This window comes from Mycobacterium sp. TY815 (assembly GCF_030755135.1).
GTDB lineage: Bacteria > Actinomycetota > Actinomycetes > Mycobacteriales > Mycobacteriaceae > Mycobacterium.
On record NZ_JAUFRX010000002.1, the window covers coordinates 355,073 to 373,090 of the forward strand.

General features: G+C 67.6%; 10 protein-coding genes. 3 read left to right on the forward strand and 7 right to left on the reverse strand.

Annotated elements, in window-relative coordinates:
• Window positions 1–51: 51 nt before the first annotated feature.
• The 5 genes from QXK92_RS21275 to eccCa form a co-directional block, all read right to left on the reverse strand.
• Window positions 52–276: a hypothetical protein gene (locus QXK92_RS21275; protein ID WP_306244957.1), complete on the reverse strand. Its 225-nt coding sequence runs from the start codon at window positions 274–276 to the stop codon at window positions 52–54.
• A 430-nt stretch (window positions 277–706) separates the two neighbouring features.
• A complete protein-coding gene (locus QXK92_RS21280) occupies window positions 707–3,877 on the reverse strand; it encodes an AAA family ATPase (protein WP_306244959.1) in 3,171 nt (1,056 codons plus the stop codon).
• Window positions 3,878–3,948: 71 nt separating this feature from the next.
• Window positions 3,949–5,334 carry a type VII secretion-associated serine protease mycosin gene (mycP, locus tag QXK92_RS21285; protein WP_306244961.1) on the reverse strand — a complete coding sequence of 462 codons (1,386 nt, stop codon included), beginning with the start codon at window positions 5,332–5,334 and terminating at the stop codon, window positions 3,949–3,951.
• Complete coding sequence (eccD, locus tag QXK92_RS21290) at window positions 5,334–6,818, reverse strand: type VII secretion integral membrane protein EccD (RefSeq protein WP_306244962.1); 1,485 nt, start codon at window positions 6,816–6,818, stop codon at window positions 5,334–5,336. Before eccD (QXK92_RS21290) ends, mycP begins: the two co-directional genes overlap by 1 nt.
• The gene (eccCa, locus tag QXK92_RS21295; protein ID WP_306244964.1) at window positions 6,815–10,828 is read right to left on the reverse strand and encodes a type VII secretion protein EccCa; all 4,014 of its coding nucleotides are present in this window, start codon (window positions 10,826–10,828) and stop codon (window positions 6,815–6,817) included. Before eccCa ends, eccD (QXK92_RS21290) begins: the two co-directional genes overlap by 4 nt.
• A 120-nt stretch (window positions 10,829–10,948) precedes the next feature.
• Here eccCa and eccD (QXK92_RS21300) point away from each other — a divergent pair, with 120 nt between their 5' ends.
• Window positions 10,949–12,433 (forward strand): type VII secretion integral membrane protein EccD, encoded by a 1,485-nt coding sequence (gene eccD, locus QXK92_RS21300; protein ID WP_306244965.1) that lies wholly within the window; start codon window positions 10,949–10,951, stop codon window positions 12,431–12,433.
• Between the two features lie 6 nt (window positions 12,434–12,439).
• Here eccD (QXK92_RS21300) and eccB read toward each other — a convergent pair whose 3' ends face one another.
• Entirely contained in the window at window positions 12,440–13,948 is a 1,509-nt protein-coding gene (gene eccB, locus QXK92_RS21305) for a type VII secretion protein EccB (protein WP_306244966.1), read from the reverse strand.
• A gap of 110 nt (window positions 13,949–14,058) precedes the next feature.
• Here eccB and eccE point away from each other — a divergent pair, with 110 nt between their 5' ends.
• Entirely contained in the window at window positions 14,059–15,801 is a 1,743-nt protein-coding gene (eccE, locus tag QXK92_RS21310; RefSeq protein ID WP_306244968.1) for a type VII secretion protein EccE, read from the forward strand.
• Window positions 15,802–15,821: 20 nt separating this feature from the next.
• Window positions 15,822–16,598: a DUF5336 domain-containing protein gene (locus tag QXK92_RS21315; RefSeq protein WP_306244970.1), complete on the forward strand. Its 777-nt coding sequence runs from the start codon at window positions 15,822–15,824 to the stop codon at window positions 16,596–16,598.
• Here the strand turns inward: QXK92_RS21315 and QXK92_RS21320 are convergent.
• The gene (locus QXK92_RS21320; RefSeq protein ID WP_306244972.1) at window positions 16,591–17,718 is read right to left on the reverse strand and encodes an FHA domain-containing protein; all 1,128 of its coding nucleotides are present in this window, start codon (window positions 17,716–17,718) and stop codon (window positions 16,591–16,593) included. The two genes, QXK92_RS21315 and QXK92_RS21320, sit on opposite strands and share 8 nt — an antisense overlap.
• Between the last annotated feature and the right edge of the window lie 300 nt (window positions 17,719–18,018).

An 18,018-nucleotide genomic window follows, 5' to 3' on the forward strand; every position in this document is an offset into this window, starting at 1 on the left:
AAGTGGCCTTCTGCACCAGGCCGACTAGTGTCGTGAGTCGTTAATTCGCGTTCAGAAGTTAGAATGGGGTGTGCCGAACTGTCCGAACACTCCCTGAGTGCCGGCCGGATCGACGCACGAAAAGGTTTTGCGCCAACGTATCTCGCCGGTGGCAAGCGCCGTTCGGGCGTCCGCCTGCCGGCGGCCAAAGGTAGTGATCAAGCTTAAGACCGCGGCTGCTGCGGCGGCGATCATTGCAGCCGCAGCAATGACGTTGGCGCCAGATGAGTCAGCCACCAGGGGAAGCACAGCACGGGATGTGAAACATCCCCTGACTTCCCAGAGGCCCCATGCACCCGCGCCCACGGCGGCTAGACCAAAGAAGTTGGCGAGCGCGCCCCTGCCCGAACGACGTGTCGCCGCAGCTAGCAACAGCGACGACGCATATAGCGACGAATCCCGCAACACCGGCTGCGGAAGATTGGGGTGAAATGTTGTCGCCCAACAGAACGAACAATGGTGAGACGACAGCAATGCTGACCGCCGCCCACACAGCACCCACGCCAACGCTCGTCAGAAACCCTTGCAGGCCTCGGAGCCGCGACGTCACTGGCGGTCATTCCGAAGAGAGCGCCGTGGCCGGACAAGCCGGGCCATGTGCTCGGCGAAAGTGACCGAGACTGTCACGAAATATCCCGCTAGACAACCCACCCGTTCACGGCCCACGTCATGCCTGTTCGCGCGGCGCCCGCAACCGCCCGAAGTTCTCCGCCACCGCGCCCGCCAATTCGAGATAGGCCTGCCTCGTCGCAGGGTTCAACCGGCCGAAATCGACGTCGGCGCCCTCGGCCAGATGCGGATCGAATGGGATGAGATGGATTGAGCGGCAACGTGATTGGAAGTGCTCGTACACCTTGTCCAGCTTGAGTGCCGCCGAGCCCGGACGCGAGGCACTCAGCACCACGTGCGCCTCCCGCACCAGACCCGAATGCCCATGCTGCATCAGCCAATCCAGCGTGGCCGACGCGCTGCGCGCCGCGTCGATCGCGGGCGAGCTGACCAGCACAATGGTGTGAGCCAGGTCCAAAACGGCTGACATCGCCGAATGCATGATGCCGGTACCGCAGTCGGTCAGGATGATGTTGTAGTAGTGCCGCAAGATATCGACCGTGCGGCGGTAATCGTCCGCGCCGAAGACCTCGGACACCGCCGGGTCCTGTTCGCTGGCAAGCACTTCCAGTCGGCTGGTCGCCATCAGGGTGTGATTGCGAACGTCGGCATAGCGGTTGATGTTGGGATCCGATAACAGGTCACGCACGGTCGATCGGGTCGACAGGTCGCCGACCCGCTCCCCCAGCGTGCCGCGGTCGGGATTCGCGTCGACTGCGATCACCCGGTCATGTCGCACCGTCGCCAGTGCCGAGCCCAACCCGAACGTGGTGGTGGTTTTTCCGACCCCACCCTTGATCGAAAGCACCGCGATACGGAAGTCACCGACGATAGGCTGCCGGATCTCGGCCAGCAGATGATCCTGCTGGCGTTCCTTCCGGGACGCTCCCGGATTGACATGGCCGCCGGTGGCTTTGTGCACCGCACGGCGCCAACCCGACGGCGGAGCAAAGCGATCCGGGTTGGCGATCTCCGCCTCGTCGATCGACGGCGGCATCCGGAAAGGCTGGTATCCCGGCGGCGGACCGCCGACAGGCGGCTGGGGCCGGCCCGGCGGCGGAGTCGGCTGGGGTGCCCGCGGCGGCTTCGGCTGCGCGGCCCGCGGCGGTTGGGCTGATGCCGCCGGCCTGGGTGCGGGCGAAACACGCTGCCCCGGCGGCGGTCCCGGCCACCAGGGCGGCGGGGGGAACGGTCCCGGCGGTGGCGGTGGCGGCCAGGGAGGCCGGGAGCCCGCGCGGGGCCGTCTTCTGGTCTGCGCCGGTGGCAGCGGCGGTTGCGGGCCGGGAATCAACGGCCCCTGTTGCGTTGGAGGCTCAGGCGACTCGGGCGCCGGCTCAGGTTGCGCCACAGCAGCGTCCATCACCACTTCTTCGATCTCCGCTGCCATGGCGGAGCTCGGCGTCTGCCATGGCGGTGGTGCCGGCCGGCGAAGCGCTTTCGTTCGCTCCTCGGCGGCGGGAGCGGCCTCCTGGACGTCCTGCATCGCAGGCGCAGACTCGAAAGATTCGGTGGGCGCGACGACCGCGTCCTCAAGTGATTCTTTGCCAGGTTCCGGCTCGGCGTCGGGCTCCGGCTCGGGCACAGGCTGCTGGACGTCACTCACCAGATCGGCCGGCAGCCATTGCGTCGGCACCGCCTCGTCGGCGTCTTCCTCTTCTGCCGGCGCCTGGAATTCTTCCGTGGGCTCGGCAGGCAACTGGTCGGGTTCTTCCATGTCCGGTGTGTCGTCAGCGATGAGGTCAACCTCCGGTTCCTGCGGGGTGGCCGCGGCTTGAGCCCTCTTGGCAGCCATCCGTTCAAGCAAAGCCGCTGCTCTCAACTCGATCTCGTCGAGCTCCCCGGATTCGGACTCCTGCGTCGATTCCTCGACAGGCTCGGGTTCCGTCGGCGCAATCTCGACCTCAGACTCAGGCGTCCATTCCTGCTCCGTCGAAACCTCAACTACCGACTCGGGTTCCATCAGCGGCGGTGGCTCCCACTGCGGTTCCGACGCGACCGACAGGGGCTCAGATTCCACCACCGGTTCGGTCACCGTCAGCTCGGGCTCCTCCCGGAGTTCAAAGTCCGGCTCGGTATCGAGATCATCCTCCGGAACAAGTACTGGCGCAACGGGTTCGACCGCATACTCGACGTCCGGTTCCGCCATCTGTTCCACCGAAACCATCGCCTCGGGTTCCGTCAGCGTCGCGGGTAATTCGGGCTCGTCCCGAAGTTTAAAGTCCGGCTCAGCCTCAAAAGCATCCGCGGAAACGGAATCCGGTGGTGCAGCGAGTTCGACTCGATACTCGATGTCCGATTCGTGTTCCGCCGAATGCTCCGCCTCCTCCGAAAGCTCCGTCGAAGGTTCGGTTTGAGACAGCACCTCGGCCTTCGCGGGCTCGAGATCCACATCAGCGGCCCCGGCGAATTCACTCGGCGCTTCGATTACGGGCTGGTGATCTGGTTCCGCCGAAAAATCTTCAGCCTCCTCGAATTCGGAGTCGCCCGCCGGCTCGGACGGCGGCTCCGGTTTTACCAACGACTCGGCAAGCAGCGAGTCATATTGCCATTCCAAACGCGCCAGCGCCTCGGACACCCACTCCACCGATTCCGGCGACGCCTCGGATGGCGGCGCGGGCTCCGGCGGGGGCGCCACCTCGTCCGGCGCCAGCGGCGGCTCCGGTTCCTCGACATGCGGTACGTCGGCGCTGGCGGCCGGCTTTTCCGGAATCGGGGCGGAAACCTCTATGGACGCCGGCGGCTCTGGCTCCGGCGGTGACGGCGGCTCGCGGGGCGGCGGTTCTGGCTTCGGCGGCAGTTCCGCGGTGGGCGGGGGCGGCTCGGGGTGCACCTGCTGAAGACGCCGGACTCGGTCGAATGGCACGGCGACCCGCTTGGGCCGAGCCTCCGGGAGATCGTCCCCCGGCGCCGCCTGGGACTCAGGATCGGCGTCCGGTGTGCGCCGCGACACCGCGACGCGGTCCCGCTTGGGCGGCACATCCTCGAACTCGGCACGCTGCGGCCCGGCTTGATCGGTCTTCTCCTCCGGCTTGGCCGGCCGATCGCGACGCTCGTCGGCCTCGTCGTGCCGTTTTCCCCGGCCGAGGTGGACCCGTCGGCGCTTCTTCTCACCGGGCAGCCAGGGAGGACGCGCCAATGCTCCGCGCTCGTCTTCGTCCGGCGTTTGCTTCGACTCGGGCGATTGCTTCGACTCGGGCGATTGCTTCGACTCGGGCGTTTGTTTCGACAATGTCGTCCCCCCTTTCGCAATTCCTCGTTATTCGCCGTATTCAATTCTACGTAGCGCAAAACGCATAATTATTAGCTCGCCGGGTCCGAATCCCGTCGTCGCCGGGCCACCGCGAACGCCCACGCCACTCCCGCCAGAGCCACGGCACCCGCGGTGACCGACAGCACGATGATGCGGGCCCGTTGACTGCTGGGGTCGCGGTGGGGCCGGCCGGCGATCGGCTTCGCGGCCTCCGGGTTAGGCATCTGGTTCGCGGCCGGCAGGCGGTACGTGAGCGCGGCGATCGGGTCGACGACGCCGTAGCCGGTGGCCTCGTTGGGGCCGGCACCTGGCGTGTGGGCGGTGCGCTTGACCAAGTCGATGACCTGACCGGCGTTCAATTCCGGGAATCGGGATCGGATCAAGGCCACCACGCCGGACACGAACGGAGCCGCGAAACTGGTGCCGTTGATCGGCGCCAATCCCTGCTGGCTCATCACGGCATTGATCAGTCCGGGACCGCCGGAGTCCAGCGAGATGATCCGTTCGCCCGGAGCCGCCACGCCCACCCAGGGCCCGTGCAGACTGAAATCGGCGGGTTCACCCGACGTCGTCAGCGCACCGACGGTCAACACGTAGTCGCTGAACCACGCCGGGCTGGCGATGGTGCGCACCGAATCCCATCCACTCTTGAGCGGCATGTTCGGATCGGGCATCGCATTCTGGACCTTGCACAGGCCCTGATTGTTGAAGTTGCCCGCCGCGGCCACCACCACCACGTTGCGTTCGTAGGCGTAGCGCACCGCGCGCCCGAGTTGGGCGTCGTCCAGACCGCCGCCGACCGGGCTGCAGGCCACCTCGGACAGGTTGATGACGGTGGCGCCCAGGCTGACCGCGCGGGTGATGGCATACGCCAGCGTCACGGTGTTCCCATAACCGGGCGACGTGGCGTTCGGGTCATTGGCCTGGCCGGACCCGCCTTCTTTGACGCCGTACACGGTGCTGTTCTGCCGGATCGAGAGGATCGTCGCCTCGGGTGCCACCCCGGCGAAGCCGTCGGCCGGGCTGGGTGCAGCGGCGATCAGCCCCGCCACCAAGGTTCCGTGGGCGTCACAGTCCTGCAGACCGTCGGTGTTGGACACATAGTCGCCGCCGCCCTCCAGCAGCGGCAGCCGCGGGTGCCGATTGACGCCGGTGTCGATCACCGCCACCTTCTGCCCCGCGCCGCGGGAGAAGCGCCAGGCAGCGGTGTAGTTGAGCATGGCTTCGGCGCTGGTCTGCAGACTGAAGTCGGTTTGCGGCAGTACCCCGGTCGGGACTCCACAGATCGCTTTGAGGTCGGTCGGCTCGGGGGGACCCAGCGGCCCGTTGGGCGGCGGTCCGGGTTCGACGACCGGTGGTTGGATCGCCGACGCCGGCGCGGGATCCAGCAGCGCCGTCAGCATGACCGCGGCCAGCACTGCGCCGACCCGCCTCATCAGAGGCCTAGGCGCTGGTAGACACCCACCACCCAGAGCGCCAACGGGATCAGCGAACCGACCGCCAGGTACTCCGCATAGGACAGCAGCGTGGCCACTCGGTGCGGCACGCCTCCACTCGGCATCATCAGGCCGGCGCACGCGGCACCCACCGCCACGGCGAGCAGCACGCCCAGCGACACCAACGGCATGGGCATGGGCCCGTTCTGCGCCGCGACACAGGTGACCACCAGAATCACCACGGCAGGCGTCGCCACCGACGCACGTTCGAACCAGCTGTCGAATGTCCGGCTCCGCAACGCCAGCACCGCGGCAACCGACAGCGCCAGGGTAAACACCGACCAGTCCGCGACACTGCCGCTACGGAGCAGCAGAGTCACGTGAACCACTGCGGCGGCAGCCAACCCGGTCAGCAGCCCGGCGCGAATGACGGCGGCCGATTTCGCACGGTTCCATACGGTTTCCGCGGTCGGCATCGCCGCACCCGAGTCGTCGTCGCGCTTGGCCGTCAAGGCCGACTGATCGAATGGGTTCTCGAAATCCCAGTCCTCGCGGTTGGTTTCGACAGTGACCGTAGGGGTCTTGAATCGCCCCAGCCGCGACGTCAACCGCCGCACCACCAGACATCCGAGTGTCGCCGCCACTGCGGCGGTCACCGACACGATGTCGGCTCGTGCGTGCAGGGCCCGAGCCACCAGCGCGATGCCCACCATCCCGAACGTCAGCGCGCTGGCCAGATACGCCCAGTGCCCGGTTCCGATCACCCGGTCGTACAGCACGCACAACGCCAGCACCGACCCGCAGGCGCCGGCCAGCCCGACGTAGCCCCCGAAACTGCCGTAGTGGCCCAGCAACGCGAAGGCAATTCCGGCCGTGATCGGGATCGCCGCCCACCCCAGCGCCGCGGCGACACTGTCCAGGCCGTAGAAACGGTGCGCCATCGTCGCCCCGCCGACCAACGCCAAGACGGCCGCTGCGGCCAGGGCGACGATCACGTAATGATTCGGCGCGCCGACCCCACCGATCAGGCAGTACACGATCGCCAACGCGGCGAGATGCACCCCGGCAAACGCCATCCAGCGCGCCGACACCGAATCCCAAGCGGCATAGGCGGATTTGTTCAAGCGGCCGACCGCGTCCACCACATCGTCGTAGAGGCTGGGCGGCGTCAGCGCCCGTCGCGGCGTAAGCCGCAGCAGCTCCCCGCTGACCACCCCGGCATCACGCAGCGTCTGCTCGGGTCGCAGCTCGGCAGCGCTGTGGAAACGGCTGAGCACCCAGAACGTCCGGCACTCATCCTTCGAGTCCTCTTCTGCGTCGCGGGAACTGATCAGGCGCGCCACTTCGGGGACGAAACCGGACACCGGAACATCAAGTGGCAGTGCGATATCCAGCTGCGTCCGACCTCCGAAAACCGACACGCGGATGTGATCGGGTGCGGCCGAGACCACCCGGATTCGCCTCAGTTCGCTGACGCCGGTCACAGGTCGACCATTCTGGAGAGCTGGATCACTCCGCTCTTGGCGGTGCGAGAGATCAACATTCCGCGACCGGGCGGCATTTCGCTGGCTTTGTAGCCGAACAGCGCCCCTTCGTCCTTGGTTCCGCTCATCACCAGAGCGTTACAGGACAGATCCTTGAGCCGGCCGACGAAGGGGTCCATCATCGCGCGTCCGGCTCCGCCGATCCGCCTGGCGACGACGATGCGCAGACCGATGTCACGCGCCTGCGGCAGGAATTCGACCAGCGGGCTCAACGGGCTGCTGATGGATCCCGTCGCCACGAGGTCGTAGTCGTCGACCATCACGAAGATGTCCGGACCCGACCACCACGATCGCTCCTTGAGTTGCTGCTGGGTGATGTCGCTGGGCGGGATCCGCTCCCGCAACGTCTCGGCCAGGGCGCCCATCAGTTCCGTGCAGGACTGGGACGCGGTGGCGTAGCCGCCCAGATAGTCGTTCGCGACGACGCCGAGCATCGAGCGGCGGTAGTCGACGAGCACGATCTTGCACTGCTCCGGGCTCGCGTTCTCCATCACGCCGGTGGCGATGTTGCGCAGCAGTCCGGTCTTGCCGCATTCCGCTTCCCCGAACACGACCAGATGCGGTTGCGCGTCGAAGTCGAGTACGACGGGCATCAATTCGGCCTCGTTGATGCCGATGGCGAAGCGGGCCTTGCCGAGCATTCGGGCCGATCCTGCCACCCGGACCACCGCCGCACGGTCCACCTTGTGCGGCAGCATCCGCACGCGCGGCGCCTGCCGTTTGCCGTAGTGCGCCCGCATCGCCTTGACCGCGGCCGACACTCCGTCGGGCAGATCCTCGACCCCCGAACTGGAGTCCAGGCGTGGCAGTGCGATCAGGATGTGCAGCCGTTCGTGACTCATCCCCCGGCCCGGCCGGCCGACCGGGATCAGCTCGTTGAACCTGCGGCCCACGTCGCTGTCGAGTGCATCACCCAGCTTCAGCTCGATGCGGGTGCCGAGCATGTCCTTGACGGCAGCACGCATCTCCATCCAGCGCGTCGCCGAGATCACCAGGTGGATGCCGTACGAAAGACCCTGGACAGCAAGCGAGTTGAGCGTCGGCTCCAGCATCTCGAAGTCGCTGCGGATCGATGCCCAGCCGTCGATCACCAGGAAGAGGTCACCGAACTTGTCCTGGCTCAACGGATCCCGTGCCGCCACCTCGGGCGGCAGCGTCGCCAGGTGCGCTTTGCGCTGGCGGAAGTCGCGCATCGACTCGATGCCCAAATCGCGGAACCGCACCTCGCGGGCACGCAACACCCCAGCCACTTCGGCCACGGTCCGCCGGATCCCGTCGGCGTCCATCCGGCCGGCGACCCCGCCCACGTGCGGCAAGTTGACCAGGCTCGTCAGCGTGCCGCCACCGAAATCCAGGCAGAAGAACTGCACCTGCTCGGGCGTGTGGGTGGCCGCGGCCGACATGATCAAGGTGCGCAACGCCGTCGACTTACCCGACTGCGGCCCACCGACCACCGCCACGTTGCCTTGGGCGCCGGACAGGTCGACCATCAACACGTCGCGACGCTGATCGTAGGGCCGGTCCACGACCCCCATCGGTAGCCACAGCCGTCCGTCGAGGTTCTCCGGGGCGGACCAGTTCGCATCGGGCAGGAGCTGATTCACCGCGGGGCTTTCGTCCAGCGGCGGCAGCCACACCTCGTGGGCCGGGCGGCCGTGGCCTCGCAGCCGCGATACCACGACGTCGAGCAGAGTCGTCCGCACCGGGGACGACGAGATGCTGGGTGCATCAGGCTCGACCACCGGGGCCGCCGGCACCGCATCCTTCTTGACCGGCGTCGCGGTGAACAGCTTGGGTGCCAGCGCGCCCAATTGCCTGCCGCGGCCGGACTGCGCCCGGCGTGGCCGGACGTACTCACCGGAGACGTAGCAGGTGTTGAACCGAACCGGTTCGGAGGCATCGCATTTCAGGAACGCCGACCCGGGGACGCTGGGCAGGTGGTAGGCGTCCGGCACGCCGAGGACGCTGCGCGACTCCCCGGCCGAGAAGGTCTTGAGCCCGATCCGGTAGGACAGGTGGGAATCCAGCCCGCGCAGCTTGCCTTCCTCGAGGCGCTGCGATGCGAGCAGCAGGTGGACGTGCAGGGACCGGCCCAGTCGGCCGATCATCACGAAAAGCTCGGCGAAATCCGGTTTCTGCGAGAGCAGTTCGGAGAACTCGTCGACGATTACGAACAGCGCCGGCAGCGGATCGAGCTCGGCGCCGTTGGCCCGGGCGCGCTCGTATTCGTTGACGTTGGGAAAGTTGCCGGCCGCCCGCAACAGCTCCTGGCGGCGGTTCAACTCACCGGCCAGTGCGTCGCGCATGCGGTCGACCAGGATCAGCTCGTCCTCCAGGTTGGTAATGATCGCCGCGATATGCGGCACCCCCTCCAATCCGAGAAACGTTGCGCCACCCTTGAAGTCGACCAGCACCATGTTCAGCACCTCAGGCGAATGCGAGGTGACCATGGACAGGACCAGCGTGCGCAGAAATTCCGACTTCCCCGAACCGGTGGCGCCGATGCACAGGCCGTGCGGGCCCATGCCGGATTCCGCGGACTCCTTGATATCCAGTTCCAGCGGCTGGCCGTTGGGCGTGTAGCCGATCGGCACGCGTAACCGCTCACGGGGAGACCGCTTGCGCCAGACTTGCTCGGGAACGATCTCGGCGGCATCGGGGATCTTCAGCAGGGCCATCAGCCCCGGGTCGGTGGCCCGTGCGTCGGCCTCCAGGTTCACGATGTGCGCGGCACTGGCCAGCCGGTAGCGGCCGATGCGGCGGGCCGTCGCCTCGGCTTCGGCGACAGTGATCGTGTCGGGCGTGGCGAACCGTTCGACTCCGACCGCGGTGCGCGCACCGACGTCATCTCCTTCGACCACGAGTTGCAACCCGCGCCGGTTGGCGGGGGCGTCGGCGCCATTGAGGTCCAGCAGCGTGACACTGTCCAGGCCGGCGTCGGTGACCAGCCGCTCCGTTCCGGTGATGTAGCCGTCGTCGATCACCACCACGAGGTGCTTGAGGCCCTTGGTTGGCTCGGCGTTGCGGCTGAAGCGCCCCCGCTCCCCCAAATCCGTTGCCAGCGAGCGCTCCAGCAGCTCCAGACCGGGGAAAAGCAATCGCATCGAACCCATGCCGTCACGGGCGGTGGCGTGCTGGGCATGCGGCAACCACTTGACCCAGCTCCAGTTCTCGCCGTCCGGGTTCGCCGTCACCACCGCGACCTGCACGTGGTCGGGCCCGTGAAATGCGCACAGCTCCAAGATCATCGACCGCACCAACTGGCGCGCCAGCTTGCGGTCGCCCTCGAAGGTGATGGCCGGAAACGCGCGCAGGGACACCGCGGTCGGCAGCGCGTGCACCACTGAGTGCGTCTTGACGAAGCGGCGCAACGCGACCGTGGACACCGGCTCGAGATCCTCGGGCGGACCCGTCTCCGGCGCCAGCAGCCGGGTGGCCAGCCGGTGGGTGCCGATGCCTACCCGGACATGGCAGAAGTCGTTGTCGGTGGTGCGGCGTTCCCACATCCGGCGGGTGCCCACCACGTCGGACAGTGCGCGCGGATCGGGGTGGCTCCACTCCAGCGCCGCCCGCTGACCCGCGCCGGTCATATCGGCGTCGTCACGCAGATTGGCCAGGTAGCTGAAGTAGTCCTTGCGCTCCTCGTTGAGTTCGGCGGCGGCCTTCCCCGAGCGGCCACCACCACCGATGAACATGCCGGCCATCGACATGACCATCATCATCGGGAAGATCAGGAACATCGGGTTCTTCATCAGGTCCCGGCCCCCGACGGTCACCATCAGCGCGATCATCCCGATGACGGCGACGATCATCACGAAGGGCAACAGCCTCATCAAGAGGTTCCCGGGAATGACCCGCGGCACCTCCGGGGGCGGTTGCAGGTTCACCTCGCCGCCCGGCATCCGCGGCGGCGAAACCCGCAGGCGGCGCACGAAACCCTGCGTACTCAACGCCGCCTCACCCTGAAATCACCCCAAATTCCCCGAAACTCCAAAATTGGCTCAGATTTGGCCCTCGGCGCCTAGGTAATGTCACCAGCAAATGACACAACCCGCGGGAGGCCGACAGCGATGACTCTACCGCCGTCGCTGTCGGAATTAGACGCAGAATCCGAGGCCGAGCCCACGCTCAGTCGCGCCACCCTCGTGGTCGGCGATTTGCGGCTTGACGTCGGCTTACCGTCCAACACCAGCATCGCGGGCTTCATCGACGACGTCATCGACATCGCCAACGAGCAACTGGCTGCGCACCCCCGCGGTGAGGACCTCATGTTCGACACCACCGAGGGCAAATGGACGCTGGCCCGTCTCGGTGACGACCCGATCGACCCCGGCCGCTCATTGAGCGAGGCCAACGTCTACGACGGCGAGCTGCTGGTCATCCGGGAGCTGGATCAGCCGGCCCGCCCGATGCTGTTCGACGATGTCGAAGACGAGGCCGGCCCGCCGCAGAATCCCACCCTGAGCTGGCTGAACCGCGACGCTCGCCTGATCACCTGCTTCGGTGTCGGACTGGCAGCAACTCTCACCGCGGCTTTCCTGCTGCCACGCCACGCCGCCCGGTTCTACGTGCCGGCGACCGCGCTCGGTGTCGGCGTCCTGGCGGTGATCGTGGCGTGCGTGATCGCCCACCGTTCGGCAGGCGCCCGGCGCTCGGAGTGGACGGCCGCGGTGGCCACACCGCTGTTGTTCGGCGGCGCGCTGTACGTGGTTCCTGACGGCTTCGGCACCAAGTCACTACCCATGGCGTTCGGCCTGACGGGGCTCGCGTCGCTGCTGGTGTTGCTGATCACGGGCCGCGGACGCGCGCTGCACACCGCGGTGATCTCACTGGCCGTCATCGGCGGCGCAGCGGGTGTGGCCGACCTGCTGTGGGACCCGTCGCCGCGGGCCGTCGGCGCGGTGCTGGCGACGGTGTCGGTGATCGTCGTCTACCTGTCGCCCCGGGTGACCATCCTGCTGGCCAAGCTTCCGGTACCGCGGGTGCCGACGGCCGGTGAGCCGCTGGACGACATCGAGACGCAGGGCGGCACCACCGTCGAAGGCGTCAACGCCGTCGGCAAGCAGGTGATCCCGACTGAGGAAGGCATGATCGTGCGGGTCCGGCGGGCCAGCCAGTACCTGACCGGCATCCTGGCCGCGGCCGCGGTCACAGCGACCGCAGGCTGCTACCTGGCTCTCGACCTGAGCGACGGATTCTATTGGCAAGGAACGGTATTCGCGACCGCAGTGGCAACGGTGCTGTGCCTGCGCGGACGCAGCCACCACGATCTGGTGCAGTCCGCGACGCTGATCGCCGCCGGGATGACCATTGCGCTGCTGTGCATCCTCAAGACGGCGGCGGTCCTCGACGGCTGGGAGTTCTACGCCACCCTCGCGCTGGTGGCGCTGATGGTGTTGATGGTCGGCTGCGGTGTCATCGCGCCGCGGCTGGAGTTCTCACCGGTGATGCGCCGCCAGGTGGAGATCCTGGAATACCTCGCGATCGTGCTGGTATTCCCGCTGTGTTTCTGGATCGTGCGGCTCTACGCGGTGTTCCGCGAGCTGCGGTTGTAGAGCCCCTCAGGACTTCGGCGGTTCCACCTTCGAGCCGCGCGGGTCGGCGCCCATCCCGTCGTGGGCGACCAACGCCGCCTCCTGGGACAGATCGGGACCGGCCGGCAACAGGGACACCACCGGCCAGGGCGCCAACTGGGGAACGTCGGCGTCGACCCGGGGGTCGTGGACCCCGGTGACACCGAGCGCGGCCGCCGTCGGCAGGTCCTTGATGTGATAGCGCACCCCGGCGTCGGAGACGTAGAACAGTTGCCCCAGGGCGCGGCTGTCCGCCTCGGCACCGGTCGCCTGTACGTATTCGCCGGTGCCGGGCTTGACATATGCCGCGTCGACGCCGGGTCCGTTGCCGTCACCGGTGGCCAATCCGACGGGCTGGGCGTCGTCCGGAATGGGCAACCGATGACCGACCAGCAAGCCGACGGTCGCTCGCGCGGCGGAGTTCGCCCGCTCCCATGCCATGCACACCACCCGGTCGGGCTCGACGTTGACGATCTGCGGCGACACGCTCGGGTAGTGGTCGATTGCCAACGAATGCACGACGGGGACACGACTGAGCAGAGAAGGCGGAACTTCGCGCGCGCCCTGCGAGGCGGCCTCGCTGGGGTTGCTGTACCGGATGATGTCGGCGGCGGCCGATGACACCGGCTGCAGTCCGTCGGACAGCACGACGTAGAGCTGCTCACCGCGGGAATCCACTGTCTTGACGATCGAGCCCACCGGATATCCGGCGGGCAGCCCGGGAATCGCACTGCCGGCGCCCGGAATCGTCACCGGCCGGATGGGCGGCACCAGCGCGAAGGCGTTGAGCAGTGCGCCGGAGATGGGGCGGATCTGGGCGTTCTGCAGGTGCAAGGCGTTCACCACGACCGGGTCATTGGTGTCAATCATCGCCCGCACACCGTCGAAGATCAGATAAGCGGTGTCCCCGGAGCGGACCAGCAGCATCTGTGCCGGTGACGCCCTGCGGATGTCCTCGCCCAGCGTGAGATCCCCGGCGATCACCGTCGTCTGCACGCTGGCGACGCCGACGCTCTTGGCGACGTCCGGAGTCTGCACCGAGTCACACGCCGTCCACGCCGACGTGCCCATGTCCGCGCCACCGTGAATGCTGTTGGGAGCGCCGATGATTCCCACCATGGGCCCGCGCGCCAGCTGGTTGAGCCATTTGTCGCTGACCGACTTCGGGGCGTCGGGCTTCCCGGTGATCAGGCGCGCGGACGCGAGGTTGAGTACCGGATGCAAACGGTCACCGATGCGGACATAGAGGCCGCCGTTGGACGTACTGAGCAGGATCTGCGCGTTGCCGATGTTGGGCGAGGGCTTGAAGAAGGCCAGCACCCCGGCCGCGCCCGTGATCAGGACGGCGATCACCAGGCCGACCAACAGCGACCGGATCTGGCCGCGCATCGGGTCGTGGATCATCCGGGAATCCGCGCGAATCAGCGCATGTTCCAGCCGGCGGATCAAGAACCGATAGCCGTTGACCTGCGCGCGCGTAGTCACTTGCGCGGGCATACACACACCCCCATCAGCGTCGGGCAAGCACCGAGCCTCGGTAGCGTATAACAGCGTCAACCGGCAAATGCGCGCGAATTTTCCCCTGCCGCTCTGGATAAGATCCGACTGTGCCGCGTCGTCCCGCTCCCGGAGCGGCGTCGCCCCCGAGTCGGGGCGCGCCCCCGGAACACAACGAACTGCGGTCGACGACCGACATTGGCGCCGCGCGGCTGCTGCCCCTGCCTGACCTGCTGGTCCTGCAGCTGATCGTCGCCGCCGGGACGGTGACGGCACCGCTGCTCGGCTTCCCCGGTTGGCAGGGCAGCCTCGCCGGATTCGTACTGGCCCTGATCCTGGTGGTCCGGTTGCGGGGCACGACGCTGCCGCGCCTGATCGCGCTGCGAACCGGGTTCTGGTGGCAGCGCCGCAAGCGGTCCACGAAGACGGCGCCGGCCGAGCCCTTCGACGTGCCGATGGCCGATGGTGCCCTGATCGGGTTCCGTTGGGACGGAAGCACATTGATGTCGCTGCTGCAGATCGAAGAGAATCCGCAGGCGATGACGATCATGGAGCCGGGCATGACGGTATCCGGGGAGACGGTGCCGGTGCAGGCTCTGGTGGACTGCCTCCGGCAGTTCGACATCACCCTGGATTCGATCGACGTGATCAGCCAGGGCGCGCGGTCGCAGGGGCACAGCCAGGTGGCCGCGGTGTACGACGCGGTCCTGGGTCCGCTGCCGGCCATCGCGCAGCGCAACGTGTGGATCGCCGTCCGGCTCGACCCCTCCCGGTGCGCGGCCGCGGTGCGGCGGCGCGGCGGCGGCGGCCGCGACGGCATCATCCGTGCCGCCACCACCGCCACCCGCCGGGTCGCCAACAGGCTCACCGAGGGCGGCCTGCGGACCCGCGTGCTGACCGCCGGCGAAATCGGTCAGGCCACCAACCAACTGACCGACGGCGTGGATCTGACCACCGTCGAGGAGACCTGGCGCACCTGCCGCGAAGGCCGGTTCCGGTTACGCAGCTTCGCGATCAAGCCGCGCATGCTCACCACGGCCGGCCTCGGCCTGCTGTGGACCATCCCCAGCTACTCGACCACCATGTCGCTGTCACTGCGCCGCGATGATCCGCGCGGGCCGATCCAGGTCCGGGGCCTGGCCCGGTTTGACACGCACGGCCGCGCCCGCATTCACCTGCGCGGCCTGACCCACCTACGCGGCCAGCAGTACTCCGCCCTGGCCGCCAGCCTGCCGGTCCCTCCGCCGCCCCGGCCGGTCGAAAAGTGGTCGTATTCCAGCCTTTCGGCGACCAGCGCGGGTGCCCCGGACCGCGACTTCGCGCACCTGCACGTACCGGCCTCAGGCTGCGGGCAGGTAATCGGCGCTGACGATCACGGCCGCGCGGTGGCGCTGTCACTGTTCGGGCCGCAGATCCGGCGGGTGGAGATCGCCGGCACCCTGCACCTGGCGCAACAGGTGGTGCTACGGTCGCTCGCGCTGGGCGCACACGTGCTGGTGCACAGTCGGCGTCCGACGAAGTGGCGCACCATGGTTGACGAGGTGGACGACCACGATCTGTTGTGGGTGTCGGACTTCAACCGCGGGTCCATGCAGGCCGGCGCCGATCGCAACTACTCGGTGGAGATGTTCGACGGAGTCGCAGAGCAATCCGTGCGGGTGGGGGTGACCGCGATCGTGGTGGTCCCACCCCACACCCCGGTGACCGCCAACGCCGACGTCGCTCTGGAATCGCTCAGCACCGACACCGATACCGTCAAAGTGAGCACCCGTACCGGATCATCAGTGGTCACCATGGTCGCCACCGACGAAGAGATGCGCTACCTCAAAGCGTCGTTCGCCGCGGAAGACTGACCCTCTTTGAAGGAGTAAGCATGGCCTACCCCGGCAGCCAGGGTTATTACCCGGCCGAGCAGACCCACGATCACCACGGCTACCCCACGTGGTCGCCCGAGCCGCAGACCGGCGGCAAGGTCTCGCACCGCCAATTGTGCTGGGCCGTCGTGGTGTTGGCGTTGTGTTCCTACCTGGTGAGTTTCGGGCCGATGCTCAACGGCTTCGGAATCGACTGGGACGTGCGGTTCGCCGTGCTGGCCGGGCTGCTCGCCGGGTTCGGTCTTCTGCCCCGCCAGACACCCACCGGCAAGGTCGTCGCCGTGCTGGCGGCCGCCGGATTCCTCGACGCACTGTCGCGTGTCGCGGTGCTCCCGGAGGGGGTTCAACCCGGGTGGGCCATGTGGGTGGTGTTGGTGCTCAACGGTTTACAGGCCGGTGCCGCCGTCGGAGCCCTGCTGACGCAGCCGAACGCAGCCGACGAACAGCAGGCCTGGTACGCGGCGTACGCCGAGCAATATGCGCAAGCCGCGGCGCAGTACTACGGCGAGTATGCGGACGGCGACGAGCCCGACGTCGCATACGAAAGCGGCACGGCACAGGCTCAGCAAGTGCACCAGGTATCGGCCCCGGAACCCAGGCGGGCCAGCGCGCCCCAGGGTGCGAGTTACGACGAATTCGTCGCGCATTCCCAGCCGACGCAGGAGTCCGCCCCGCAGGCGGTCCCCCCGACGCCGAGCCTGCCCAACGTCGGGCACTCAGCGGCACCCGCCCAGCAGATTGCCGGCGAGCAGCCGGAGTACCGAACGTCTAACTGACCGAAAGCTGCCCGATCAGCGTCGTGATCGCGGCGGCGACGTCGCCGGGAATGGGGCGCTCGGCCTCGGCGTCGGCCAGAACATCAGTCGGCAGACCCGCCGCGGCGGCGGCCTCGTCGACGCTGAGTTCGGCACGGTGGCGAGCCTCGTACAACCGCTGCCCCAGGGTTGCGTTCGGCGACTGCGCCGCCTTGGCCATCACGTCGTTGTAGGTGCGGCGCACGGTGCTCAACGCCAGCACCACCGAGGGAGTGCCTTTCGCGTTGCGGGCCGCACTGGCCGCCACATTCTCAAGTTTGCGCAGGTCAGCGAGGATCTTGGTGACCTTCGGGGTGAACGCCGGGTCTGCCGGCTCGGGCAGCTCCGAGGTGGCCGTGCTGATGGTGTGCATCGCCAGTTCGACGGCCTCGGCCATCAGCGGCGCCCGAACGGTGTCGGTAAGCGCCTCGGTCGCCTCCTCGGTGGCGCCTGGCATTTCGGCCGGTGCCGTGGCGGGTCCCGGCAGGGGGATGACGGCAGATCCGCTGCGGATGCGGGCGATGGTGCCCGGGGACCACTGCAGCGCTTTCTCGAGCTTGGCCAGCGTGCCGCGCCGCGGCCAACTGCGTCCCTTTTCGAAGGCGATCAGCGTGCCGGCATTGATGATCTTGTCCTTGGCCAGGCCGCGCTGGGTGATCTCGAGCTCGTTTCGGCGCGCGGCCACGGCCTGTCCGGCACGCGCCACGCCGGGGTCGAGGTCGGCATCCCACCACTCGTCCTCGTCCGGCTCGGGCAGATCGATCACGCCGGTGACGTCGTCGGCCTCCGGGGTCAACGTGACCGGGAAGCCCTCCGGATTGGCCAGGTGCAGGGTCGTCGCGCCGGAGACCAGCACCGAACTGCGCCGCACGCCGTCCACGAACATGCCGTTGGTGCTGGTGTCGATCGCCTGCCAACCCTCGCGGTGCGGTTCCAGACGCACGTGCCAGCGGGATATCCGGTCGTCGGAAAGCCGGACGGTGGCGGAGTTGTCCCGGCCGATGATGGCGATACCCGACCGCGGGTCCAGCGTATGGACCTCGTCGCCGAGCCGCACCACCAGCGCGGGTGGCCACTTGTACACCGCCTGGTCAGATGTCACTGCACTTCTCCCCCGGCTCGGACCCCGACGTCTCGGGCACGTCTCGTACAGCCTTCCTCCGGCACTACGTTTGTAGATGCTACATCTTTCCCGCTACGGGCTTACAGCCGACACGACCCGCTCGAAAATCCGTTGACCGGCTTCTATGTCGTTTTCGTCCGCGAAGCGTGCCCGCCAGGTCATAATCCGGACAAGACAAGTGCCACAGCTCTGTTGTAGTACATATGTCTAATTGAGGCAAGATTGACCTTAAGTCGTAGCTGCTACGTTTTAGATGTTGCGCTAATGCTAGATTTGTGG